We start from the raw sequence: 26,679 nt of genomic DNA, 5'->3' as shown, positions 1-26,679 counted from the left end.
CTCATTCATACTATAAATTACCATTAAATCTTTTTAATTATAATTTATAGGGGCTATTATTGTAAACATAAGAAAACTGTTTCATCATCAAAAAAATAATAAATAACAAAAGAAAAAGGCGGAACCTAAGTGCTGCCCATAATTATAAAAAATCTATTGAAAGCTATATTATCGTTCATTCGAATTTGACGATATATATTTTTATCCCTATAATATAAGTAGATAGCCAAGCGAGTAGAACCGTCGGGCTCATCTCAAAAGAATAAAGAATATGATGAAATGGCCTTTCAGTTATCCAGTCACTGGTAACGAAGGGCTATTTGCTTTTTCCAAAGCAAAAGAAAAGGCAGAGATTATATAACATGTCCTCCATTACTAGATGTTCAGTAATGGAGGATATATCAATAATTTCTGCCTTTTTTGTTTATCTACGAGCCACGCGCATGGCTGCCATCATGCCTGGAGATTTCCAGACGGATTGGCCATTATCCGATACGAATTTATTATTATCGTAAAATACGTCTGCATTGTAATAGTTATCATCACTAGATGTCACTTTGTAGCTAAGACCTGCTGTTGTGTACACTGTAAAGTTGAGTATATCCCCCACGCGCTTTACAGAGTCTTGATCTACATACCAGCTATTACCGAGATATGTCGTAGCATACACATCTTGACGAGCTTCTACATCATTTGTGCTAATGCCAATTAATACAAGCAATGCCGCTATCATATATAAGAATTTACGCATTATAATTACCTCCCGTTTTATGGTAAGAATACTTATATATTATACCAAAAAACACCGATAATCGCATTATAATGGCAGTACTTTCTCAACCCTTGACTGAATCCGGTCGAGGCTTGGCGTGATTGCTTTCATCACAGGTTTTTCTATGAAAGCTAACCGCACATAGTCTACGGTCATACCGACGACAAAAATGAGCGCCACTACAAAGATTGCATACAGAGGTAATAGTATTGAATCATAGTACTGATACGTTGCCAATACATTGTCCCACATATGATGAAGGAATAACCTATTGTCATGCAATAGGTATATGCCAAAGGTAGTAGATGCTACCACATTAATCCAAGGGCGATAAGTGATCTTTGCTTTCAAAAAAATAATAAATAAGCCAATACCTAATAGCAATTGAAAGAAACCATAATCATTTTGCGTAAAGTAGAAAATTTGTTTCATATACGCTGGATCCATCATGGCCAGTACATCGACGAGGATATCCCCTAGAAAAGCCCCTACAAGGCCTATGGCGCTAAATATAATACCTATTTTCTTTGTTATATATGAGCCGTACAGCTTGATGTACGCCCCCATCGAATAGAATACGACAAAGGAAAAGATATGTTTGAATCCAAAGGTGGTATGCGGTACATTAGGCCACAAATTCAATGCCGTCGGTATTAAGAACCAAATTACCGTGGAAGCCACTAGAAGCATAACGTAGTATTTATGCTGTAGCCAATGAAGCACTCGATTAATAATAGGCGTTAATAAATAGAGTACCAAAAAGTTCTGACCAAACCAACTCATGGCACCAATAGGCAATAAAGCGAGCATCATATTTCGTGACGTCACCGTATCGAGTCCTAAACCCATAGCCACGCCCAACATGGCAATGCTGTAAAACCATATTTGCCCTACTAACTTCGCAAACTTGTGCAACTTGAAGCTACTAGAAATCATAAAATAGCCTGTTATCATAACAAAAGCAACTACACCAGCCTTGCCTCCAAGTCCAAATACTTGGAGAAACACCTTATTAAACGTTAAATCTGGTGTAAAGGGGAAACAACCGTGCACGCTAAAATGATGCATAATAATTAGTATCATCGAAATGATACGCAACAATTCAATATTGCTCTGTCTCATACGCTATACCTCTCATTCTATAAAACTCAAACATCTCTCCAAACTATTAGATATAACGGTTATGTAAACCATAAAATACAGTACATATATGAGAATGTTGTGACAGATTTTACGCATAAGAATATTCAAAACTATTAAGATCTGATCAATTTCAATATATTTAGAAAGATAAAAAATACACCTTCAAAATTATTTCTAAATTTAAAGGTGTAATTTACTATATTCTATTTTTATTATTTTCTTCTCTCTCTAAAAGTAGATCCTTAATAACAGCACATTCAATCCCTAGCCTTTGTTTTTGTTTATCTAAAAAAGCCACTATTACCATAAGTATATTTAAAAATAATAAAACTACAATAGCATTGTTAACAAATGCTTCTAATGATTTCTTTTTTGCAAACTGTCCTATTATAAAAACTGCTATGAATAAGAAATAAAATATACGTGTTTTTAAAGTAGATATTCTTTTAATTGAAAAATAAAAGTATCCAACTAATGGAGCTAATATAACTATACCTATCACTACACAACCTATAAAGTCAACTATAGCTTGATCTAAATCTATTGGTATATCAGATGATATAAAATTAGTCACATTAATTATATTAGATACAAATGTGGCTAATATTGCTCCTATAAATATATTCACCCAAGTATATGACATATTTACATTATAATCAACAGACTTAATACTTTGTAATCTTCTCAACTCTTTTATACTTAAGAACTTATACTCTTCATAATATTTATCATATAGTTTATCCCAATAACCTAATTGATTATTACATTTAGTACATAATTTTATTCTCATAAGAGCTTTACACATATACTTATAGATAACTTTTAATTTAGACATACAAGCTCCGCTAACATAGCTTTATATTTCATAATATAAGCTGATACTTAGTTTTTAAAAATTTTACACAAAATATATAATTATATCGTACAATAAAGAATAATAGGAAGGTCTACATTTGATTAATTTATTAATCACACTATTGCAATAATTAGTAGACCTTCCTTTTGTATTATATAAACATTATATCAAAGTACAAAATATTCCTATCAAGGACTTATGCTACCAAGCAACCTTATTTCTTATGATATTAATTATACTATTTATATATCTTATATCTTTTATTAACTATATCTACTAAATAATCTTCAAGTGGCTTATACAATTTTTGTATAATGTGTGATATTAATATAATTAAAATAATTATAAAGTAAAATAAGAACACTATACCATATCGACTAACCTGATTAATAGGAACATGATGCATTACAAGATAGATAACAACATGCTGAATTAACATAATAGCATACCCTATTACTGCTAATTTATTAATATATTCAATACCAGGAATTCTTTGAACCCTACGTATTAAAATAAATAAAAAATATATACTAGGCATAGTTACTAAAAAGGATAAAGGATTTAAAGAAATAATACGCCATAAAATATGTGTATCTTGATTAAATTGGTAATTTACTATAAAACCAACTAAACCTATAACTAAGCAGCCGTATATAATCTTTTTCTGTATTAAAAATTCTTTATATTGATATAGAATCATCCCCAATACAAATTCTGGCAAACGTGTAACCCATAACCACCAAACATAATCAGCTAGATGATGTAAGAGCATATATGATCCAATTGAAATGGCTATTACTCCTATAGATGTAGCAACTGCAGATTTACTTAACCCCTTTTTTATAAATGGTGCAATTATATACATAACAACAAGTGTTCCTAAGAACCACTCACCAATAAATAGATACTCAAAATTATAGAACTTAGTTGCTACATAGGTCTCATAAGGAACCATAAATAGAATAGCATCTAATAAACTTCCATTTTGAAATATTACTTTATAAAAAGGAACATCAACCATATAAACAGGATTTATAAATCCTATACACATAATAATAAATGTCAATACCCAATAGGATACAAACCACGGAACAACAATACGTAAGAATTTTGTAACATAGAACTGTATCAGGCTCTCTAAACGTTGTAAGCTAATAGCTGCCAAATATCCAGAAATAGCAAAGAAAAGTGAAACACCTAATCTTCCAGTGAATCCACCAAATAAACCTGAAACATTCAAATGTACTGAACCTTCATATGTATATGAATAGTGAGATAGAACTACTAACAAACATGCCAAGACTCGTAATGTATCAATACTAGAATCACGCTTTACAATATTTATCATAATCACAGTATCCTATCTACATATTAATCGATATACTTTTCGTACACCACGATAGATAGATTCAATAGATCTTAATAATAATTTCTTATGTTTTAATCGGTAGCGAACTCTGTCCTTTAAGAACTCTCTATCTAAGAAATATAAACAAATAGCGCGTTTCCATAATGGGTTAATCCAATACGCATAACCTTGCCCAGCGCCCATATTATTGCTATTAACAGCAGCAATCTGACCAGTCCAAAAATGATTAAAATTCACATCTTCGCCAATACCTAAATTATCTTCAAATGAAATACTAGAGAATAAAGACTTGTCTAACTCTTTAGGACTATGATTAAAATACTCATGAACTAATGCTAAATCTTCACGCTGATAATGTAAAAACTCGATATCCGTATCAAAAATCCTTACAAAATCATTTACAAATGCAAGAGCATTCTTTTGAATTAAATCAACAATATAATATTCATCATAATCAATAGAATATTCTTTATATTCATAAATAAACTCATCATTTTCATCTACACTCAATTGTTTTAATGATGGTTCCATTCCACTAACCAATAGTTCACGTAATAAACCTGTTACACCAGGAGTATGAGCAAAGAATGTTTTAACATCCATTTGATTTAGCTTTCCTCTAGATAAAGCTATATCATTATTAATATGAATATAATAAGGAGTTATATCAAACCCATAACAACGATTTAAAGCACTTTCAACACGACAACTGTACCCTACATCAAAAGTAGCCGATTTTCCACCAAATATTTTTCTAAAACTATTAAACATTTTTTGTTGATATATTTTAGTAGCATCTTCACTCCATATATCATTACCAAAAACAGTAATAAATTTATACCAGCTTTCATAAGTACCAAAAGGTCGCTCTAATATAATGTTAGCATTTGATAAGATAGTTTTTGCTTCTTCCATGCTAACCTTCAAGAAATCTTTAAATATAACTAATACCTTATTAGGTGTTAAGTTACGTATATTAATATTAGAATTATAAATTTTATCAAGATCACTTCGGTTAGAAAGTTGTAAAGGCAAGACCGCATCACGAGAAAAACGAACATAGTTAACTTCAGTATCTATTGGATAAACTTGTCGTAAGATATTAAAAGCTTTTAGTGGTAAGAACCCATCTCTAGCTAAGAAATTTAATGTATCATATTTTAAAGTCTGAACATCTTTAATTAGCCAATGCATTAAAGAGAAAATATATGGTCCTAATGCATAGTATCCTATTATCTTAGGATCTGCATTAAAATCTGATCCTCCCATAAATTCTGTATATGGATTATCGAATAATGTATTAGCTACAAGGCCTAAAACTGCCTTCATACCTAAGAACCGTTCAAAATAATGAGTATTTCGTTGCATATAAGATTGTTCGAAAATAACATTAAATGCATTCCCTGTATAGTTTTCAGGAATTCGACCCTTAAGTAAATCAATAGCCTTCGGCAAAAAGAAGGCATTCCAACCACGCTCTCTAGCTCTATTAACATCAGAATGCATTGTATCACCAATATGAATAAATTCTTCTGGTTTATATCCTAATTCTTTTTGTATATAAGAATACAAATTTCCAGATGCCTTCGTTAGATTTAATTCGCTAGATACATATATATTTGAATATCCTTTAAAATTTTGTTTTTCAAGCAACAATTCTAATGTATCTTGATGTAAATACATATCAGAAGTAATAATAACCTTTTTTCCCATATATAGAGCAAGGTCAAATAGATCTTTTGTAAATTTACGCTGATAACAATACTTTAATTCTAAATTAATTTCTTCATTTTTAATAATATCTATTGTTTTATCATCATAATTAGATATCTCTTTAAATGCATCATAAACATCATCGATTGTTATATCTTCTAATGATGGATTCTTGATATGCTGTAATTCTCTAGCCCTTTGTTCCGCATCAATACGTAACTGTTTTAATTCTAAATGATCTTTACTTTGTAACTTAAATGCAATTCGTTCTGATAAGAGTGAAAATAAATCTGTAGGTTCACAGAAAGGCCTAAATACCAATGTATCAAAAATATCAAAGCTAACAACCTTAATATTTTCATCGATAATATTAAGTTTTAACTGTTCCCCCATTAATTTTGTATTTGGAGTATGCATAGTAAAGAAATCTATTTTATGCAATTCTTTTTCAGAAATACCAAATTTTGTCTTAATATGTTTATATAAGGACACTTTTTCTATTTGTGATAATTTACTGTCACATCCTTTTAAAACTGATTGAATAGTATGTAATGTCCACTGTTTTAAATCATAAGAAACATCTAAATGAGATTGACTGAAAATCTTATTAATAACAGTAATAATAGACTCAATACTATCTATATTCTTCTTATATTCCTTCAAAGATTTAGAATAGCTACCTATTTCATGATACACAAAATTATTCTTAATATTGACAATTTTATTTGTATGATAAAATGCTAATACATTAAATATATACCACAACGCAAAATTAGTGGTAATAGAAATATTCTCAAGTTTCCCTACAACAATTGATAATAAGGACTTAGATAAAAGCTTATTAAAAGTATAGAATAAAGAAAAATCAGATCCACTTTGCTTTAATAGAAACTCTTTACATGCATCTCCTTCTAGATTTAAATCAAGTAATCTATTGTGAGCATATAATGGGTACTGAATATTTTCATCATTTATAAAAAGATGCTCCCCCATTACAAGATTAGATTTAGTAGATATACCTCGCTGTACCATAGTACGATAAAAATCGCAAGATACATATTCATTAGATGTTAAGAATGAAATATAATGTCCATTTGCCTGTTTTAATGCTATACGTGCCAATTCTAAAATAGAATCACTTTTATCACTAATAGTAACTGATACATTATCATATAAATCAACATATGTATCTAAAACTTCTGATTCAGTTGATGCGACTACAATTAATTCAATATTTTTATATGTTGAATTAATAATACTATCAATTACTTTTTCTATTTGTTTCTCTTCTTTTTCTTGTAAAGATACTATTACAGATAATAATGGTTCTTTCATATTATAATTCCCCTTAACTTACTTTATATGCTTCACAGATTTCATCAGTATTGCCTATTCCTTTAACTTTTCCATGATCTAACCACAAAACTTTATTACAAACCTCTTCTATTAAATCTATTTCATGAGATACGATAATAATTGTTGTACCCTGATCAATCATTTTCTTAATACGTTTAATACATTTTTCTTTAAATCTGTAATCCCCTACTGATAGTACCTCATCGACAATTAAAATATCAGGATCGACAACAGTTGCAATAGCAAATCCAAGTCGTGCATACATACCACTAGAAAAATTCTTAATAGGAACATTAACAAAACTCTCTAACTCAGCAAATGCAATAATTTGATCAAAATGTGCATCTAAAAATTTTCTACTATATCCTAAAATAGCCCCATTTAAATAGATATTTTCACGAGCCGTTAGCTCTGGATCAAATCCTGCTCCAACTTCAATAAGAGGAGCAATAGAACCTTTTACTGATACACTCCCCGCTGTTGGCTTTAATACACCAGCTAAAATCTTAAGCATAGTACTTTTACCAGCTCCGTTAAACCCAACAATACCAAGAATATCTCCTTTATCAACAGTAAATGATACATCATCAAGACTTACAAATTCATTATAAAATAATTGTCCTTTTATGAATCTCATTACATACTCTTTTAATGTATCAACGCGTTCCTCCATTAGATTAAAAACCATACGAATATTTTTAACCTCTATGACTGGCACCATATATCCTCCTCCCTATTATAAATACATAACAAAGGTGTTTTGCTTTTTATTAAAATAATAAGTCCCGACTAAGAGCGCACCAACTGAAAACAAAATACAAATACTAAGCAACTCTATACTTGGTAATGTATTATTATACGCTACCTCTCTAAAAGCGCTTAAAAAATAATATAATGGATTATATTCCACTACAAACTTATATTCCTCAGGAATAATATTAACAGGGTAAAAGATTGGTGTCGCATAATTTAAAACAGTAATAAGTACACCATATAGATGGAATATATCTCTAAAATATACTGCTAATGCTGATATAAATAGACCTACACCAATACAGAAAAAATACAGTAGCACAAGGGGTAATATACAAGCTATTAATGTTACTGTAATTTCATGACCAGTATATAGCATAATTACTAACATAGCTGGCAGTGAAAACAATAGGTTCACTGCACTTGAGGATACTCTAGATATCGGAAATAAATATTTTGGCACATATACTTTTTTTATAAGTGATCCATTTTCTAATATAGATCCCATTGCAAAACTAGTAGCTTCGGAATAAAATGTAAAAATTAATTGACCTGTCAATAAATACAGAGCAAAATTATCAATTTGAAACCGAAATAAGTTAGAAAATACCATTGCTGTAATCAGCATAGTAAGGAGTGGGTTTAACATACTCCACAAATAACCTAATATACTTCGCCTATATTTCTTTTTAATATCACGCATTACTAACTCAGATATTAAGTTTCTATACTTAACTATATCTAGATACACTATTATTGCCCCCTTAATGACTCTATAATAAATTGTATAAGTAATAAAAATATATCCTGTCTAATATATCTGTCCAGTATTCAATAATATATTTTCAAATTTTCTCCGACTTATATTTCAAAAGTAATCGTAGCTGATTACTATGATTTAATACGTCTAAGAACAGATTAGAATTACCTAAAGCATGCAAGAAACCCGAAGGCCAGATACTATTCTTAAAATCCTTAGCCAATTGTTTTGGATTGCCAAAATAAAAGTACAAAGACTTATTCTTAACCATCGGCTCAAAGAAATCTATATATACTGGATACGGCCCCCAATAAGCTACGTCTTCATCATCAGGATGCAAGACGAATCGGCTAAAGTTCGTCATCACCATACCCGCCTCCACAGAACCGTATTGCATCATATCTAAAGGATAGAACTCGCAGAAGTCCTTTGCCCCTTGATGAAGCTCAGTTAAGCGCTTTTTATATTCCTCAGGTATATCGCTATATTCGTACTCCTCTAATAGAGGTACTGCCTCACCTTTTTCACTATACTTATAACCCAAGGTTGTACCATGCGGTGCCGTGAAGAATACCTCCAAGAACATATAACCTAAACGCAAGGCTGTTTGCAATTCATAGTTTTGAGAAACATCAATATACGAATCCTTAGGTTCATGACTATTTTGTAAGTACAAAGGAATCCACTCGATGTCATAGTTTTTGATTGTACTATATTGTTGGAGTGCCGATACGATAGTACCTGCACCGAGATCTACAACACCAACTCTACCGTAATCCTTATACTGTTTGAGGTAATCAGACAATAACTGACCTTGCTCTTGTGAATTATAATATATCTTCGGATGCACTTGACTATAAAGAGCTTGAATACGCTCATCTTGAGACAATTCATCGCGCGTAAAGGTAGAACTTTCACTTAAACCAACGGAACGAACAACCTCCGCATCATAAGGAATGCCCAATCGATTAAATAAAGTATTCAGCCTTATATTTGGCTGCCAAGATTTATATAACCGCAAGATGTCCTCTAAGGACTGACGATACTGAATCATAGGAATGACCACGGAACGACGGGACAAATAGGAGTAGAAGCTAGTAAGTTCCCCCTCTTGATCGCTAATCTCTTGCAACACATACCCATCTCGCGCCAAGAACAGAATCGCATCAAGATTATAGCTATCCTTATGCACCTTAATCCATTCCATAAAGCCCTTAACGATAGGGCCAAACACATCAAAACCTAAGCGGTACGCCAAAGACTCAGGCGTTTGAGAAAAATTATGTTTTTTGATAAAACCATATAATAAAGAATAATCTAAATCGCCCTTAGCCTTGCTTTCATTCACATACGATTTATGGCTAGGAGGCTTAATTAAGTACGCATCTAAACCAATAGCTTTAGACTGTTGAATATCTGCCTTAACATCATTCCCGATGTGTAACACATCCTTAGCTTCTGCTTGGATTTCCTCTAATACAGCACTAAACAAGGCTCCCCCTTCATGTTTAGTTTTGTGATATATACAGGACACAAATAATTTGTCGTAGCCTGTAATCTTATTATGCTCTAACACCTGTCCTATGATAGTATCCGTCAAATACATATCAGAAATAATATATACTTTCTTGTTTTGCTGCAATGCGTATTGATAGGCCTCTATGACCTCATCATTAGGAAAGGTTAAATTAATTTCTAATTCGATTTCTAAAGCCTTACATGCATCGGCTAATTCCTGACCGTATAAATCAGCGAAGACTTCGTATATTTCATCTAGCGTTACCTCTCGGTACGAATAGGTTTTACGCGCCTTGTGGTCAGCTGCTTCCCGTTTCTTATAAAAACCAATAGGCTTTGCATGATTTCTCTTTTGGTATTCCCGATCTACTAAATGCCATAGATCTCTATCTTTATAGATAACACGAAATACTAGCGTATCATATACATCAAATGTAATGACCGGATGTACATCGATGGCTTGTTGTAATGCTAACTCCATTCCTTCTCCCCAATTATTATGCTAGCTCATGATAAGCTTCTAGTAATAACTTCTCTACACGTTCTGTTTCGTTTGTAATATCATAACCTGCTGCTTTTAATTCTTCATAACGGCTTTGTCTGCTATGTTGTTTACTATTTACAATTATCTCACCCCAGGCCTTAGCACCTGCTTCTAATGAAATGAATTGAGTAGATGGTAAAAGTCCCAATTCCCTAGTCACAGTGGCAGATAAAAGCAGTGGCAAATCCGATGCTTGTGCCTCTATGCCCACAACGGTAAGGCCTTCAAAGAAAGATGGCATCACCAGTATATCTGCAGCTTGCATGATTTTATTTACATCATCTCGTCTGCCTAGTAAACGAATGGAATCCTCTAACCCGTATTCTTTGATTTTTTGTTTAACTTCCGTTAAAAATACACTCTCTTCGCTGGTGTCCCCTACGAGTAACAACACAGAATCAGGCTGATTTTGATGTACTTCCTTAAATATATCTAGCAAAAAACTGTGGTTCTTTTGATACGAAAAACGCCCTACATGTAACAAGGTTAATTCCGAATGTAATTCTAAGGATTGACGAGTTTCATTGCGAACCACTGGATTTGCATCATATTTTCTAATATCGATAGCATTGTAAATAACGTGATATGGATTGTCTTTAAACATCCATTGACCTGCAAATTTACTACATGCAAAGCGCAAGTTCGCACTCCAAGCAAGTAATTTCTTGTTCATCCCTACCAAAAGACGACGTGCCAAGCCTTGTTTGTTTTCAAAGCCTGAATTATGGCTATGGATAACCCGAACAGGTATGCCAAAAACCTTCCCCAATACGAGAGGAAACACGTATTCCAAACTATTAGTATTCAAGACGATTACATCATAAACGCCTTTATTTTGTAATAGTATAATAAACCACTGCCAATAATGGAGCAGTGGATTTTTATGTCTAGAAACAACCTTAAAAATCTTGCTACCAGAAGCTAAGATTTCATCTTCATAACAAATGGAGTACTCCCCCGTGATGTTCACAAAATCATAATCGATTTTACTTTTATCAAGATGTCTAAATTGTTCTATCAAATATGTTTCTATGCCACCTAGATTACGTGTCATCCCCACTTGTAACACACGTAATCCACGGGATTCTCGGTTTATCATAATCGTGCTTCTTTCTAATTAGATTTGATCTTCGCAAATAGACCTTTTAAACGATGGCGAACAAAAGAAATACACTCTGTGCAGGCAATAATTCCTAAATTGCATTTATATTTTAATAGTCCAGATAATACACCAATAAGAGAGGCTCCGTCCTTCATGTGAGGCTGCATATACTTATATATATCGTCATGCCACAGCTCTTGTAGCCATTTATATTTGCCATATAGCGAAGAAACAGTGCCCATGCGCTCTAGTGCAGAATATATATACTTAACATATAATACGCTCAACAATTGGTAGCAGTACGCATCATCAATGCCTTCATCAAGCATATATTGATGAATAGTTTGTATCTTCAAACGATACATTTCGTAGTACTTAGGCTCCCATTTCTTAGAAAGACTAGTCTTATCTAAGTCGAGCATATAGTGATAATACACATGAGGAATAGTCCCCATGGACTTTGCATAGGTTAAGTATTCAAAAGAGAACATAAAGTCCTCCATGATGTATTCTGAGGAAAATTTAATATGGTATTTTTCGATGGTAGACCGCTTGTAAAACCCATTCCACACATAACCAAAGAGTGGGATATACTCCATTTTAAGGACCATCCGCAAGATATCTATAGCATAGTCAGATACGAAATTTCCAACGTCGTTTATCTTGTCTCGAAGGCTTTCACCATGCTCGATATAATGCTCTACAGCACCGTATTTCCAAAAGTCTACATTTGGGTGCTGATTATGTTTCTCGAAAAAAGCGGAAAAGATATTTACGCCATAGTAATCATCGGAGTCCATAAAGGTAATATATTCACCGCTTGCAATGGATATACCATAATTGCGAGCATTACATACGCCACCATTAGGAATGTGCTGAATAATGAGACACATATCAGGATAGGTACTCGCTAAGGAGTCGAGCAATTTCCCCGTTTTATCCTTTGAACCATCGTTTACGATGATCAATTCGTATAAAGCTTTATCAACATCCTGTGAATATACACTGTCTATAACTTGTTTAATTGTCATTTCCGCATTATACGCTGCAACAATAATAGATAGTACTGGATTCACAACGATACCTAGCCTTTACTATGTAAACCAAATTTACGCAATACAAAAGAACTACCCTTTTTCAACCAATTTTGTGGCTCCATAAAGGATACATTTTGCTCTTTATAATTAATGTTATTCGCTTCAAGCCATACGTCGAGCAAGATTTCACTGACAAAGCCAAAAATACGCGCTTCATACGCATCATAATCGGAAATATCAACGCGTTTCTCTAATTCCTCCAAGATGGAGAACATCCACTCGCAGTATTGATTAAACAAATCGCGGCGCATGACAAACATATTAAACATATGCGCCCAATTACGGTTACAAACCTTTGTAAAAGCTCCACTATATTCTGGATATTTTTCTGCAATGATTTGCTCTGCCACATCTAGTCCTTCTGCATGATGGGCGTGATTATAGTGAGAGCGATTAGATTCAATATAGTATTTACGCTTGTCTGCAACTACTACAGGATATTCAGAAAGAAGTTGTTCCCACTCTGCACCTGTAAGGATTTGTTCCTTTTTTGCTTCTACGGAGTACACCTCTTTACGTGTAAAGTAACGTCTGTAATGAACGAGACCAATATAGTCTGCATCAAGGTTTTTCCATGCCCAATAGAGGCCCGTCAATTCACAGTAATTAGCATTCTTTGAAGATATATTATCTCCTGTATGATCCCCTGTATAACCAATATCTGCCTTACCTTCTCGTCCTACATGAATCGGCATATAAACAGAATCTTCAGGCATCCAATATTGTTTATGTGTTGCTACTAAAATCTTTATATTCACTAGTACTCTCCTACATGAGTTGTATATTATTAACACTCTTCTAGTACAATATGAGAAATTATCTATGCTAACTCTTTTTCTACCAAAGTTAAAGCACTAGCAATGACCTTATCCATATCGTAATATTTATATTCCCCTAAACGACCACCAAAGATAACATTGGAAATTGTTTCAGCCTTTTTAACATATTTTGCATATAGATCCAAATTCTTTACGTCATTTACTGGATAATACGCTTCTTCACCGATTTCCCAGTCCTTTGGATATTCTTTTGTTACATACGTAACAGGCTGTGTACCAAACTCAAAATGCTTATGTTCAATGATACGAGTATACGGAATCTCTCCTTCCGTATAATTCACCACCGCAACGCCTTGATGGTTTTCCTCTTCGAGACGTTCTGTTTCAAAGTGAAGACCGCGATATTCTAATACCCCTTCAGAATAACCAAAGTATTCATCTATAGGGCCTGTGTAGATAATCTTATCTACCAAAGATTCGTATTCGTTCCGATGTTTGAGAAAGTCTACACCTAAACGGACTTCAATGCCTTCTAACATGCGTTCAATCATCTTGGTATAACCACCCATAGGAATCCCTTGGAAGCGATCATTAAAATAGTTATTATCGTATGTATAACGCACAGGTAATCGTTTAATAATGAAAGCTGGTAACTCTGTACATTTACGGCCCCATTGTTTTTCCGTATACCCTTTGATGAGCTTTTCGTAAATATCCGTACCTACAAAACTAATAGCTTGCTCTTCTAAGTTCTTTGGCTCCCCTGATATGGCAGCTCGTTGTTTAGTAATGATATCTTGTGCCTCTTTTGGAGTTCGAATATTCCACATTTTAGAGAATGTATTCATATTGAAGGGCAAATTGTACATCTCGCCTTTATAGTTTGCTACAGGACTATTTACATAGTGATTAAACTCGGCAAATTGATTGACATAATCCCACACATGTTTCAAGGATGTATGGAAAATATGAGCACCATAAACGTGAATATTGATATCCTCTTTACTTTCACAATAAAGATTCCCTGCTATGTAATTGCGACGGTCGATGACAAGTACAGATTTACCACGCTTGTGCACCTCATGAGCAAATACAGCACCAAATGGGCCTGCCCCAACTACCAAATAATCGTATTTCATTAATAGGCTCCCTTTGCTTTACATACAACTAGTACTGTTTTCAAGAGATATACAATATCGATCCATACGGACCAGTTATGCACATACCAAGAATCCATTAACACCCGTTCTTCATAGGTGGTATCACTGCGACCACTTACCTGCCAAACACCAGTAATCCCTGGTGGTACAAGGTAAAAGTCATTAATATAATCGCCGTATTTTACAATTTCATCTCGAACAATAGGTCGTGGACCTACGAGGCTCATGTCCCCAACGAGAACGTTCCACAACTGCGGCAATTCATCAAGACTTGTCTTTCGAAGGAATTTTCCGATTTTTGTAACCCGAGGATCATCCTTTAATTTAAAATCTCGTTCCCATTCTTCACGAGCAGCAGGATTATCCTTTAAATATTGCTCCAAAGCCTTTTGCGCATTTGGCACCATAGATCGAAATTTGTAACAAAAAAATGTTTTCCCACCCTGTCCAACACGTTTATGACCAAATACGATAGGTCCTGGAGAGTCCAAGTAAATCAATATAGCAATAATAGCGAGAATCGGTAAAATCAAAATGCCGCCACATACGGTAGCTACAATATCAAAGATACGCTTTGTAATACGGTTAGACTTACGAGCTAAATTATTCTGCACACGTAATATAACCGCCTGCTCTTCCATCATGCCATGAGCTGTAATATTACTTGTTGGTAAACCGAATAATTCAGGAACAAAGGCCACCCTTTTTACTAATACTTGTAATCGATTAATCAAGTATACTAATTTTTTAGACTCAAGTCCCGGAGCACAAATCAGTACAGTTTGAACGCCTGTATCTTTAATAACGCTTTCTACATCTTTAAAGGCTCCAAGGCATGGATATTCTTTAGCGATGGATGATGATTTAGGATTATCATCTACATAACCAATAATCTTATAGGTAGTAATCGGCATACGCTCTAATGATCTCTGTACAAGTTCTGCTGTCTTTCCCGCCCCAACGAGAAGAATCGGAATTGTTAAATATCCTGCTTTTGAAAGTAATTTTCCTACAATAAAACGCTCGCTAAAGATAAATACGAGCATACATATATAAGCAAAGGCAACAAATAAACGAGACACATCATTAATAACATGTCCTGTGTACATGAGAACAATCGATACGACAACCCCTATGGTAATGCTGCGAAACAAATTTTTCATCGTATCCCAATAAGGTGTTACCACAGAATAGACATTATTAAGCAACAAGATAGTTAAAAATACGATAGGCACAATACCATATACGTAAATTTCTTCTACCTTAAAATTTGAACTTACTGGTAAAATTGATAAGTTTAAACGCAAATAATAGGCTGCTAATGTCCCCAAAACAATAGCAATATAATCTGCTATAAGTACTATGAGCTTACTTATAAATAACTTTTTATTATTGTTATTACAGATAGAACGATTCATACTAATACCCCAAGTTATAAAAAAGGGTTGTTTTCTCAATCTCAAAATATTAAGAAAACAACCTCTCTATCATACGAATACAATGTACCAATATTTACATATATTGTATCATATTTAAATATATAAAACTATAAAAAACATAGATTTCACCTATCTTTTATGTAGTTATTTATTCTTTAAGTCTATTTAAATCCTACTTAATTGTCTATTAAATAGTAGTTAGATGCCTTCCAATACAGCTATATAATTCTCAATTATCCCGCAATTGAAGCATAATCCCCATAACAACCCAAAAAATGCGAATACCCGATGAATTACCCCAAGTATAATCAATAGATCCAAATAAAAATAAATAACTAATAAAACCTACAATGATTGATAAATCATAAGGATTTGTAGATATAATATAGCTTTTTACTGATTTATAGATTGTGAAAATTGAGAATCCTAAAAACCCAATTAGACCTAGTATGCCAGATTCAGAGGCTATTTGTAACATATTATTATGAGAATGACCTAAGTCTTGGGTTTCTTTTTCTGATTTATACTGCTCTCGATATGTTTTCTGCCACAAACCTGGACCAACACCAATTACAGGATGATCCATAATCATTTTTCTATCCGACTCCCATACATAGATACGGCCTAAATTTGAGCCATCAGTAGTTACATTAAAGGTGCTTTCAAAACGAGCCATATAAGCTTGATTACTAGTAAATATAAAACTGATTCCTATAACAGCCACAAGAAGTACCAATAAATAACGAATGTTAACAAAGGAATAGCGCAATGTAATAAGTACACCATTAATACCATTAAATAGCCAAGAACCACGGCTTTGATTGCCTAACATTCCCAACACTATACTAAATAAAGAGAATACAGCTGATTTTTTTACATAAGAAGGAAATGTTTTATCATAAACAGTAATTAAAGCTAATGGAAAAGCGAGCGTTAACAACATAGCTAGCCCCATCATAGAGCCATTAATGACACCACCTGCACGACCCTCTGTTCCTACATTATACCCCAGTAAATATTGTACAAAGGCAGATAGAGCATCGATGCCTATATACACAAAAAATATTGATAAAATAGTATATAATTTGCGAGAACTCTTGATAAATAGCAAGATTGGTACGATAATTAAAATCTTCCAAATCCAAATATTAAAGAAGTACTTAGTCGTCACTCGTATATTATCACTAATAAATGCAGACGGTAATATACATAACAGCATACCTAAGTACGCCCATCCATATTGGCGTATCGAATTTGGTATAGAAACTTCATCTCTTTTATACCACCATGTTAAAAGTGTAACGAGTACTATAAGTCCATAAATAAAATTACCAAAAGCCATAGATGACCGCGTCGTACATATCATAATTGAAATGAGTACAGTAAGTATCATTTCATAATTCTTAAGTATCCAAGATTTCATACTAACACCCTTATCCCCTTATTGTTATTATCTAATAATTAAGTATAGTTACGACTTACATATAACGTATAAATGTATACTTATTTTATTAAATTTTTCATATGTTCTTGAATTTCTTGTTCATATTGATCGAGTAATTCATAGCGTTTACGATATTGGCTACGTTTTTGTGATTTAATCTCCTCAATAGGCTTACGATATTCCTCTAAAGGAATTTTGAAAAAACGTTCATCACTACATAGTACACCGCCAGATTCCTCCCACAATGAATCTAGCTCAGCTACCTTTGCACGATGACCGCGAACTAAATGAGTATTCGCGTAAAAGCCTTCATCAGATACAGCGTAAATAGATTCTACTTTACAAATGACTGCAATATGACGTAATAGGAACATAATAAAGTTTTTTGGACGATAGCCAAACATCTTTTTCGTAACTGTTTTAGCATTATCAAGACCATCTTTATAACCTTGAATTGTACCAATCCACATAGCAGATTCCCCATTAAAGCCTTTGCCAAAGCGAAAATTAGCATGGTATACGCCCTGCTTACCCAAGGTGAGTAACAAGGTCAAAAAACCTTCTTTACGCTGACCAGGTCCATAATATAAACGGGCCACCATATCAAGGTCTTCTGATTCCCATACGATAAAGCCACGATTCATACGACTTACATCATCATAAATATTCTCTGGATCTACAGAGTACATTTCACGAATCGCCTCATCTGTAAATATATCTTTCAAATAATCAAAATGATTAACAATGGCCTCTAATCGTTCCTGAGGTGTAGAACTTTTAAACAAGAAAAATCTTGTCATCAACTCAAATAAACCAACTTGACGATCTAATAGTGTTAAATCAGGCGTGTAATTTGCAAAGTAGTTCTCTAGCGCCTCTATTTCTCGTTTATTTCGTATGGAGCGCATTGTATGTAAAAAAGTACGACGTGTTTCCCTCCAACTACGCTTTCCGTAAATCTTACGACCTCGTTGCCATTGTGTTTGTAAATATCCCATCTCTTACTCCTATCCACTAATACAACTAACAAACTTTATCATTAATGATTAGTGGAGTGTAAATTATCTATAATCGCAACTAATTCATCAGCTACACGATTAATGATGAATCGTTCCTCAACAACACGTCGTGCATTTGTGATAATACTTGATAAATCTACCGCATCACTCATCACATGCTCCATCGCTTGTTGTAATGTATGTTCATTCAAAGGATCAACAATAAATCCAGATATACCATCGTCTATAATTTCTCTCTGAGCCCCAGATCCACTCGTAATGACTGGTACACCGCAATACATAGCCTCACAAATAACAAGACCAAAGGCTTCACGCGTTACAGTTGGCAATAACAAACAATCAATTGATCTATATAAACCTTCAATATCAGGTGTAAAACCTATAAATTCAGCATAAGAATGCATGTAATGCGCATCTATATAGTCTTTAAGTTTTTTGATTTGATCCTCTGTACCAGCCCCCGATATAATCAACCGAATATCTGGATTGTTTTGATGAATCTGTTCAAGAGCACTTAAAATCAGATATAAACCCTTACGTTCTGTAATACGCGCACTATATCCAAATGTAGTAACTTTAGATTTCATTGGCACATTATCTGCAAATGAAAGAAATCTATTTGGATCAATACCATTATAAACAATATAATATTTACTAGTATTCTTAATAATAGGTGTCATAAGGTCATCATAAACGAGTTTAGATACACATACAAAGGCATCTACTTGTGAATTGATCCATTTATGATACATATCTATTTTACCAGGTACAAGATTATGTTTAATAAACATCAATTTAGCACCCGTTAACTGCTTAAGAGCAATACAGAATAAGATATATTTACCAGAGTGGCATACAATTGTATTAATTCCTTGTGCTTTCATCTGTTTGGCTACTGCATTAACAGATAGAAAACCCTTCAAAGTATAGAGATTGGCAGTCATCACATGGCCGACTTGAGCATAGCGAGATTGCATCTCTTCATTTGATTGGTCTACTAAGGTATAAGCAGCCCTATGTCGTTGTTGTAATTGTTTACAAATATCATATACATATTGTTCACCACCGCCCCAAATTTTGGCGCCTACAATATTGATTATAGACATAGGTTCCTCCTATCATATACAGATCAATACACATATAGTGGCATCCATTGATGTATTCGAAATAATGTTTACATATACATCAATAGATATCATCGTCTAATTATACTACGACTTATTCATACTGTCCTCATGATTAATGAGCCACATGGTCAACAATGTCCAATCACGAGCATCATCCCCATGATTATCAATAGGCCGAATTGGCTCAACCGGTTTATAGGACGGTATGTTGCTTTCACCATAATCCATGCGAACATCGCCCATCATATGCGGCGTAATCCACTGGTACGGCGTAACTAAAGTTTCTGGCTGCTCATCAAACAAGGACGGCACAATGGAATAATATTCAAAACCCTTTGGTGCAATGGTTTCAATAATGGTAGGCATGAGGCTCATATGCGTGCCAATGGGCACCGTAATCACATCCTTAGTGAAAGCAGGATGTTGTAACAACCCTACGGTACAGAATGTATCGCGCAAGGTATAGTCCCGTTGAATTAAAGATGTATTATTCAATGAGCCAAATAGATTAGAGTGATCACCTGTAACAACAAATAAACTATCTGGAAAGGCCTCTTTCATAGCATTTACAAAGTTAAATATTGCCTTATCACTATAGCGATAGGTAGCCAATTCTTTATTGCGTTTCTTATTAGATTTTAGATCATCCCCAAGATTCGGCATGACCTTTTCAGGATCATAATCTAATAAGGAATCCTCCATTTTATAAGGACCATGATTGGATGTAGTGTAAATAAAATGGAATGTCGGATGATCTAATCCTTTAATTTGTTCCGTTATATTCTCTAAAAATACGTGATCGTATACGCCCACCCAAGTTTTAGGTGCATCAGGACCACAGAAAACAGAAGCGCTTTCCACACGGTCAAAGCCTTGAGCCTTACCGAAGTGATTAAAGTTGCCGTACGACGCATTACCACCATACCAATAAATCGTATCATAGCCTAATCGCTTCATTTGAGCTGCCAAAGAGGTCGGCAACGGTTCATGCCAAAAAGCTTCCCGTTCATTGATTTCCATACCCGCATCATAGACGCCGGATAATAGACTTACAATGGATGGACGAGACACATTACCAGCAGGCAAGAAATTAGGTACTTGCACCGTATGAGGATTATCTTTAAAATCCCATAAACCAGGACATATATTGAGATCCTTATAAGGTTCATCAAGAGACCATTGAGGGATACTTTCACCAACAATAAAGAAAATATGCTGCGGTTTATCAATACGAGGACCTGATGCAACACGTTTAAATGCATGAAGCGGTGTGTGTAGATCCTGCCATGAATCTTTGTATTCGTTAGGAACAATACGATAAATGGCGTCATCAATATCTTCAGGAGATGCGGTATATTCATCACGTAGCGGATGTTTAAACACCGTTTCTAAGGCACATAAATCTGGCACTGTAGCACGAGCAAAGAATATATCTTCTTTTACCACTGTAGGAATCGTATCCCATTCTGGTTTATCATCATGAGATAAGGTACCACCGTAGCGGAACCAATAGAATCCTAGAACAGATGCCGCCACAAGTCCTATATTCCAAGCTACAGTAGGCCAGGTTCCTTCAATGTTTGGATATGGTATAGATGGCAAGGATAAGAAGAAACCTCCCATGAACCAGGATATAACTGCAATAGGAATCAATCCTAGAATGACAAGAATTCCTCGGTCTTGATTAAAGAATACATCAATCAAATTCCGTTTCTCTGCATGATTTCCATAATGAACCATATAGTTGTACGTATCATGGAAATGCTTGTAGAAGATCATTTTTCCTGCAAAGGCTGCGTACAGTACACAGGAATACATCGTTAGACCTACTAATCGTATGGAATCTTCTATTTGATGGTACCCTTCAAACCATAGTGCAGGGAGTGTCACCAAGACTAAAGGTAATAAGAATACATAGGCATCAAAATCCATGCCCCACCAAAAGCCGTAACGCAATGAACCTAGAGCTGATTTCCAACGACCTTTCCATGTTGGATACGGATTATAAATAATCATAAAAATGATTCGAAAGATACTACTCAATATGGGTGCCCAAATCATTAATTTTATATTTTGTTGTAGGGATAGAAAAAATTGTTCACTCATTTATACTTCCATATCTACTTAAAGAACAATACTTCCCCATAGCAACCTACTTATACTACATTACTGATTATAATTGTCCATTAGATTTATTCAAATAATACAATTTTACATACTTTGTCATGGTGTACATCATATGATAGATCGATAATAGAAAACCTATTTTTCCGTCTAATATGCCACCTTGCAAAATATATATCTTGAAAAATGCCCATGTAGGGCGCAATATAATATCCCCTAAAAAATTACAAGACTTCCCTTGTGCCTTGTATTTATTAGCTGCTACCGTCGTATACTTATTGAACTTCTCAAAAAATTGATGCCAATTATCATACGTATAATGATACAATTTTCCCTCTAATGTATCTTGTGGATACGGACTGATAAAAGCTTCGTGAACAGCCCCTTCCACAGTTGCTCCCTCTCGAGGCATCAATCGTAATACCTTATCAGGCCTCACCACACCATGGGTTGCCTGATTATAATGGAATAGATTATATCTGCGTAACCAATACGCCTTCGGTTCACCTTGAATAGCTCGTTGAATAGACTTTGCTAACTCTAGTGATACACGTTCATCAGAATCGACAAATAGAATCCATTCACTCTGGGCTTGTGAAATACCAAACCGTCGTTGTTGTGACCAATCTCCATTTAAGGGATGTGGTATAACCTTTGCACCCAATCCCGTAGCAAGTGATACTGTCTGATCTGTACTGCCATCATCGATGACTAAAATTTCATCAGCAAATTGAATACTCTTAATACAATCTACAATATGTTGTTCTTCATTGCGCGCTAAGATAATAGCCGTCACAGTACTCATAGATAATCCTTTAACTTACAAATCAATTAAATTTAATGGATAAAAATGTATATTTCTTTATTTGATGACATCCCCATGTTTAATGCGCCATGCCGCAAGTTCACGCATGTTTTTAATCATATCCCCATAGGATTGAGGCATGCTCGCACTTTGTTCTAACACTTTGCCACTTTTATCAAGATATAGTCTATGATTAAATACAAATTCCTCTTGTGTAAACAAGCTTGGTACCATCGCTTCATAGGTTTGACCAGGTCGGCCTACCAATTCCGCCAAGGTTGGAATGATTTGAATGCTCATGCCGAACGCATTAGGTGCAAGCCAATCTTTATGAATACCACGACCATAAAAAATAATAGGAATAGTAGATGCCACATTAGGACCTACTTCACGAGCAAAGTTAAAGCGTTCGCTATGGTCACCTGTAATGACGAACAGTGCAGACGGATCTGCTGTTTCTTCGCGAGCGATAAAATCACCCATTACGTGGTCTGCGTACCAAATATGGCCCATTTCGTTCAATTGCTTATCGTTTTCTTCGATAGAATCTGGCAAATGCCCTTTTACCTTATTCACATCGTAGCCTTCCTTAGCCACATTGATGCTATACGGTGGATGATTAGAGGTGGTCATAATCACATTGAGGATTTTTTCCCCTCTATGCTGATCCATGTAGGCAGAAATAGCTTTAAACAAGTCTTTATCGCCTACGCCCCAAGCATTGCCGTCTTCGCTTGGCATTTCAGAGGCATCGTGGAATTCATCGAAACCTTGAGATAAAACAAAGTTTTTAACATTTTGCCATGTGCTAAAGCCACCATACCAGAATACAGTCTTGTAGCCTAGCTTTTTCATAACAGGACCAATGCCTAAACCGTAAGGTTCTTTGAAACTTTCACCTTCATAATTAGGATATAGCCCTGTATCAGGCATCCCCGTCAACAAACCATTGATGGCCGGCATCGTACCGGTGCCTTGGGCAAGGGCTAGCTGCGTGCTCATCGCTTGAGGGCTGGCAGCGTATTTACGACCTTGCTCAACGAGGTACGCACCAGGCCCGTTATATTCAGCGAGGAACGGCCACAAGCCATAGGATTCTCCAAGAACGAGGTTTATAGACTGCGGTTGATCCGCTAATCGTTGTGTCGTAATGGTTCTCGTGAAAGAACCGTCAAAATTTGTACCGTTAAACTTACCACCAACGGCAGTGATTTTTTCATTTAACTCTTGAGGCGTTAAGTTAATAACCTCAAGCTCAGCCGTCCGTTTAGCAATGCTTTTAACACGATAGAGAGCCTGCACATCGTCGAGGATATTTTCATTCAACAGATTGGAGCTGAGGCGAGCCGCACTTTCCCAGTTGATGGAGTTCGTATAGCTGAAAGCACCGCCAAATCTAAAGAATAGACCTAATACGCCGATAACAATAGTCAACCCAATGCCCGTCATCCATTGTGTTTTCTTTGTCTTAGGATACCAAGTAGTACAAAGTCGTTGATGATCTGCAGAATCACTATTTCTTAGAGTATCTGCATCATCACCATTCCTTAGGTCAACAGCGTAGTCACTATATTTCTTCGTGTTCCACGCTAAAAAACGAACTAGGAACCAACAAAGAGCTGCACTCAATACAACAGCTCCAACGATGTACATCAATGCATTATATTCATTGATGGCTGTATTGATAATGGCACCGATATCATCGTTTTTACCATTGATGAGCATCGCATTATAGGAAGAATTGAAGATTTTATAGAATGGAATACGTCCCAGGAATAAGAAAGTTAACAACACCGTTGCAATAGAGTAGACAACCTGTTTGATCCGTAAGGACGGCCATTTAGGTACAAAGGTATGCACCAAAGTGCCCCCTAAAAAGCCCAATAAACACAAAGAACCGACGGTCTTGAGACTCAATCTAAAGCCTAGCCATAAGGACGTGAGGATATTCTCCATCGTCACAGAAGCTAGTTGTGATTGAAATACTGCAAGAAACACGATTCTAAATGCAGTCAACAAAGCAGAGAAAAAGATAAATACCTTAATCTCTGTTCGTATGCCTTCAAATAATCGCTGCCATCGGTTCATCATTAACCCCTAACTGTTGAATCTTATAACCTAATTGGTATATCACATAATCCAACTATATTGTTACAAACGTAACAAAACTACATAACTATACTGCCTAAATAAGTAATAAAATTCATAAACTACATATATATGCTATATATATATTCTACATAATATACTACATATATATTCTACGTAATATGTTACATCATATTCTACTAATTACATAACTATCAATTATTTCGGATATTTCTTACATTTAGGACCTTTACATCGTTTGCATTTACCGCATCCACGGTCGATAGTCTCAGCACCTGCTGATTTCTTTGCACTAGCACTCTCCATGACCATCTTTTCAGAGGCCTTACTATTCCATACGGAAACTATCGATTCTACTTTTTTACGGATTCATCCTTTTTAGATTTTTTATCCTTTTTCTTGTCTTTCTTCTTATCTTTTTTCTTGAAAGTATCAGTTAAGAAGACTGTTTTTAACTTATCATTTAAGACTTTAAGCTTCTTTTCAGCCTTGTCTTTCTTTTTCTTTAACTTTTCTTCGTCTTTAGAGCGTTTTTCTTCCTTAGACTTCTTGTGTTTTTTCTCTTTTTTATCTTCTTTAGACTTTTTATCTTTCTTAGATTTTTTATCATCCTTAGACTTTTTGTCTTCTTTGGATTTCTTATCCTCTTTAGATGTTTTATCTTCCTTGGATTTTTTATCGTCCTTAGATTTCTTATCTTCAGAACCGTTGATACGCGCCCATTCATCGTCAACGCGTTTTAATTTCTTTTTAAGAAGCTTTTCCATCTTCTTATTTGTTTTATCGGACTCTAAACCGGCTTTACCAAATAACAAAGCATTCACCGCCGTGTATGGATCGATAGACGACATATCCTCATCATCTACTTTAGCCGCCTCTGATTTCTTATCTTTCGATAATTCATCAAAACCATCTACATTTAACGCTTCATCTTCATCTAAATGATGAATTGCTAAGCTTTCAACGCCTTCTAATGGTTTTACATCAAGGTGCTCAATCGCAGTATCTTCAAAATCTGCCATTTTCTTACCGGAGCTTTCACCAAAACCAGTAAAAAGACCACCTATAGATTTTAATTCATTCAATTTAATATGATTCATGCCCACCGTAGAATCATGATGCACAGGAATGTCAGATAATTGTACCTGTTCCATAGCATATGCATCATCATTATAACTAGCGCCCTTGCCAAGTTCAGATGTATTAGAAATAACGATATCTTCCTTATCGTCACCTAACACATCACCAAATAAATCTTCTTCTAAAGATTCGTAAGAATGCAATAAGGCCATACGTTTTTGAACATCTTCAATTTGATTCCACAAATCAACGAGAGAAGATGTATAGTACACCCGTTCTTTTACCTCTAAATAAGCTTGGTAAACGATAGATAATTCGGTCTCATTAAGACCTTCCTCTGCACCAATTTCTTCAATCATTTGTTGAATCTGTTGATCTCGGTCATATCGTTTAATTAACGCTTTACGAATGCGTTCAATCAACATTGTATCGATGAGTTCCATATGCACCTCCTGTATTCAATACACTCAGTCCTACCCGCTACATTAGCGTATACGAATCAATGTATAGAACCATAAAAATGAATTGATTTTATAATCTCTAATATATTATTATAGCAGAATTTATCTGCTTTTTCCTTAATAATATGTGTAAAAGTTCCTTAAAAATA

General features: G+C 34.6%; 20 protein-coding genes. All 20 read right to left on the bottom strand.

Features of this window, described 5'->3' with window-relative positions; translation table 11 throughout:
- Nucleotides 1-424: 424 nt before the first annotated feature.
- Complete coding sequence (locus tag E7L28_RS06865; RefSeq protein WP_316711561.1) at nt 425-751, bottom strand: Tat pathway signal protein; 327 nt, start codon at nt 749-751, stop codon at nt 425-427.
- 66 nt (nt 752-817) lie between these two features.
- Complete coding sequence (locus tag E7L28_RS06860) at nt 818-1,894, bottom strand: acyltransferase (RefSeq protein ID WP_316711560.1); 1,077 nt, start codon at nt 1,892-1,894, stop codon at nt 818-820.
- Between the two features lie 217 nt (nt 1,895-2,111).
- Entirely contained in the window at nt 2,112-2,750 is a 639-nt protein-coding gene (locus E7L28_RS06855) for a hypothetical protein (protein ID WP_316711559.1), read from the bottom strand.
- A 259-nt stretch (nt 2,751-3,009) separates the two neighbouring features.
- Nucleotides 3,010-4,119 carry an acyltransferase family protein gene (locus E7L28_RS06850; RefSeq protein WP_287501682.1) on the bottom strand — a complete coding sequence of 370 codons (1,110 nt, stop codon included), beginning with the start codon at nt 4,117-4,119 and terminating at the stop codon, nt 3,010-3,012.
- A 12-nt stretch (nt 4,120-4,131) separates the two neighbouring features.
- The gene (locus E7L28_RS06845) at nt 4,132-7,188 is read right to left on the bottom strand and encodes a glycosyltransferase (RefSeq protein WP_316711558.1); all 3,057 of its coding nucleotides are present in this window, start codon (nt 7,186-7,188) and stop codon (nt 4,132-4,134) included.
- Between the two features lie 13 nt (nt 7,189-7,201).
- Entirely contained in the window at nt 7,202-7,930 is a 729-nt protein-coding gene (locus E7L28_RS06840; RefSeq protein ID WP_287501391.1) for an ABC transporter ATP-binding protein, read from the bottom strand.
- A 15-nt stretch (nt 7,931-7,945) separates the two neighbouring features.
- Entirely contained in the window at nt 7,946-8,713 is a 768-nt protein-coding gene (locus E7L28_RS06835) for an ABC transporter permease (protein WP_287501390.1), read from the bottom strand.
- Between the two features lie 94 nt (nt 8,714-8,807).
- Nucleotides 8,808-10,721, bottom strand: coding sequence for a hypothetical protein (locus E7L28_RS06830; RefSeq protein ID WP_287501389.1), 1,914 nt, complete (start codon nt 10,719-10,721; stop codon nt 8,808-8,810).
- Nucleotides 10,722-10,737: 16 nt separating this feature from the next.
- On the bottom strand, nt 10,738-11,883 hold the full coding sequence (locus tag E7L28_RS06825) for a glycosyltransferase (protein ID WP_316711556.1): 1,146 nt from the start codon (nt 11,881-11,883) through the stop codon (nt 10,738-10,740).
- A 14-nt stretch (nt 11,884-11,897) separates the two neighbouring features.
- Nucleotides 11,898-12,962 carry a glycosyltransferase family 2 protein gene (locus tag E7L28_RS06820; protein ID WP_316711555.1) on the bottom strand — a complete coding sequence of 355 codons (1,065 nt, stop codon included), beginning with the start codon at nt 12,960-12,962 and terminating at the stop codon, nt 11,898-11,900.
- A gap of 8 nt (nt 12,963-12,970) precedes the next feature.
- On the bottom strand, nt 12,971-13,741 hold the full coding sequence (locus E7L28_RS06815; RefSeq protein ID WP_316711554.1) for a DUF4422 domain-containing protein: 771 nt from the start codon (nt 13,739-13,741) through the stop codon (nt 12,971-12,973).
- A gap of 62 nt (nt 13,742-13,803) precedes the next feature.
- Nucleotides 13,804-14,901 carry a UDP-galactopyranose mutase gene (gene glf, locus E7L28_RS06810; RefSeq protein WP_287501385.1) on the bottom strand — a complete coding sequence of 366 codons (1,098 nt, stop codon included), beginning with the start codon at nt 14,899-14,901 and terminating at the stop codon, nt 13,804-13,806.
- Nucleotides 14,901-16,340, bottom strand: coding sequence for an undecaprenyl-phosphate galactose phosphotransferase WbaP (gene wbaP, locus E7L28_RS06805; protein ID WP_316711553.1), 1,440 nt, complete (start codon nt 16,338-16,340; stop codon nt 14,901-14,903). Before wbaP ends, glf begins: the two co-directional genes overlap by 1 nt.
- 250 nt (nt 16,341-16,590) lie before the next feature.
- The gene (locus E7L28_RS06800) at nt 16,591-17,784 is read right to left on the bottom strand and encodes an O-antigen ligase family protein (protein ID WP_077707881.1); all 1,194 of its coding nucleotides are present in this window, start codon (nt 17,782-17,784) and stop codon (nt 16,591-16,593) included.
- Nucleotides 17,785-17,864: 80 nt separating this feature from the next.
- Nucleotides 17,865-18,803: a VirK/YbjX family protein gene (locus tag E7L28_RS06795; protein ID WP_077707880.1), complete on the bottom strand. Its 939-nt coding sequence runs from the start codon at nt 18,801-18,803 to the stop codon at nt 17,865-17,867.
- 41 nt (nt 18,804-18,844) lie between these two features.
- Nucleotides 18,845-19,930 (bottom strand): glycosyltransferase family 4 protein, encoded by a 1,086-nt coding sequence (locus tag E7L28_RS06790; RefSeq protein WP_008714515.1) that lies wholly within the window; start codon nt 19,928-19,930, stop codon nt 18,845-18,847.
- 105 nt (nt 19,931-20,035) lie between these two features.
- Nucleotides 20,036-22,057: an LTA synthase family protein gene (locus E7L28_RS06785; protein WP_101928920.1), complete on the bottom strand. Its 2,022-nt coding sequence runs from the start codon at nt 22,055-22,057 to the stop codon at nt 20,036-20,038.
- A gap of 67 nt (nt 22,058-22,124) precedes the next feature.
- Nucleotides 22,125-22,880, bottom strand: a complete 756-nt coding sequence (locus E7L28_RS06780) for a glycosyltransferase family 2 protein (protein WP_101928919.1) — start codon at nt 22,878-22,880, stop codon at nt 22,125-22,127.
- Between the two features lie 57 nt (nt 22,881-22,937).
- Nucleotides 22,938-24,971: an LTA synthase family protein gene (locus E7L28_RS06775; protein WP_316711552.1), complete on the bottom strand. Its 2,034-nt coding sequence runs from the start codon at nt 24,969-24,971 to the stop codon at nt 22,938-22,940.
- A 371-nt stretch (nt 24,972-25,342) separates the two neighbouring features.
- Nucleotides 25,343-26,512: a transcriptional regulator gene (locus tag E7L28_RS06770; protein ID WP_316711551.1), complete on the bottom strand. Its 1,170-nt coding sequence runs from the start codon at nt 26,510-26,512 to the stop codon at nt 25,343-25,345.
- Between the last annotated feature and the right edge of the window lie 167 nt (nt 26,513-26,679).

The organism is Veillonella parvula (genome assembly GCF_032575955.1).
GTDB classification, from domain to species: domain Bacteria; phylum Bacillota; class Negativicutes; order Veillonellales; family Veillonellaceae; genus Veillonella; species Veillonella parvula_J.
Note: the sequence above shows the minus strand (reverse complement) of the source record. Positions and strands in the feature narration are given on the sequence as shown.

Bases quoted from the DNA above. Each gene is read 5' to 3' on its own strand.
- E7L28_RS06865 (WP_316711561.1), bottom strand. From the start codon at position 751: ATGCGTAAATTCTTATATATGATAGCGGCATTGCTTGTATTAATTGGC.
- E7L28_RS06800 (WP_077707881.1), bottom strand. From the start codon at position 17,784: ATGAAATCTTGGATACTTAAGAATTATGAAATGATACTTACTGTACTC.
- E7L28_RS06850 (WP_287501682.1), bottom strand. From the start codon at position 4,119: ATGATAAATATTGTAAAGCGTGATTCTAGTATTGATACATTACGAGTC.
- E7L28_RS06845 (WP_316711558.1), bottom strand. From the start codon at position 7,188: ATGAAAGAACCATTATTATCTGTAATAGTATCTTTACAAGAAAAAGAA.
- E7L28_RS06790 (WP_008714515.1), bottom strand. From the start codon at position 19,930: ATGTCTATAATCAATATTGTAGGCGCCAAAATTTGGGGCGGTGGTGAA.
- E7L28_RS06780 (WP_101928919.1), bottom strand. From the start codon at position 22,880: ATGAGTACTGTGACGGCTATTATCTTAGCGCGCAATGAAGAACAACAT.
- E7L28_RS06830 (WP_287501389.1), bottom strand. From the start codon at position 10,721: ATGGAGTTAGCATTACAACAAGCCATCGATGTACATCCGGTCATTACA.
- wbaP (WP_316711553.1), bottom strand. From the start codon at position 16,340: ATGAATCGTTCTATCTGTAATAACAATAATAAAAAGTTATTTATAAGT.
- glf (WP_287501385.1), bottom strand. From the start codon at position 14,901: ATGAAATACGATTATTTGGTAGTTGGGGCAGGCCCATTTGGTGCTGTA.
- E7L28_RS06840 (WP_287501391.1), bottom strand. From the start codon at position 7,930: ATGGTGCCAGTCATAGAGGTTAAAAATATTCGTATGGTTTTTAATCTA.
- E7L28_RS06775 (WP_316711552.1), bottom strand. From the start codon at position 24,971: ATGATGAACCGATGGCAGCGATTATTTGAAGGCATACGAACAGAGATT.
- E7L28_RS06825 (WP_316711556.1), bottom strand. From the start codon at position 11,883: ATGATAAACCGAGAATCCCGTGGATTACGTGTGTTACAAGTGGGGATG.
- E7L28_RS06855 (WP_316711559.1), bottom strand. From the start codon at position 2,750: ATGTCTAAATTAAAAGTTATCTATAAGTATATGTGTAAAGCTCTTATG.
- E7L28_RS06795 (WP_077707880.1), bottom strand. From the start codon at position 18,803: ATGGGATATTTACAAACACAATGGCAACGAGGTCGTAAGATTTACGGA.
- E7L28_RS06785 (WP_101928920.1), bottom strand. From the start codon at position 22,057: ATGAGTGAACAATTTTTTCTATCCCTACAACAAAATATAAAATTAATG.
- E7L28_RS06860 (WP_316711560.1), bottom strand. From the start codon at position 1,894: ATGAGACAGAGCAATATTGAATTGTTGCGTATCATTTCGATGATACTA.
- E7L28_RS06770 (WP_316711551.1), bottom strand. From the start codon at position 26,512: ATGGAACTCATCGATACAATGTTGATTGAACGCATTCGTAAAGCGTTA.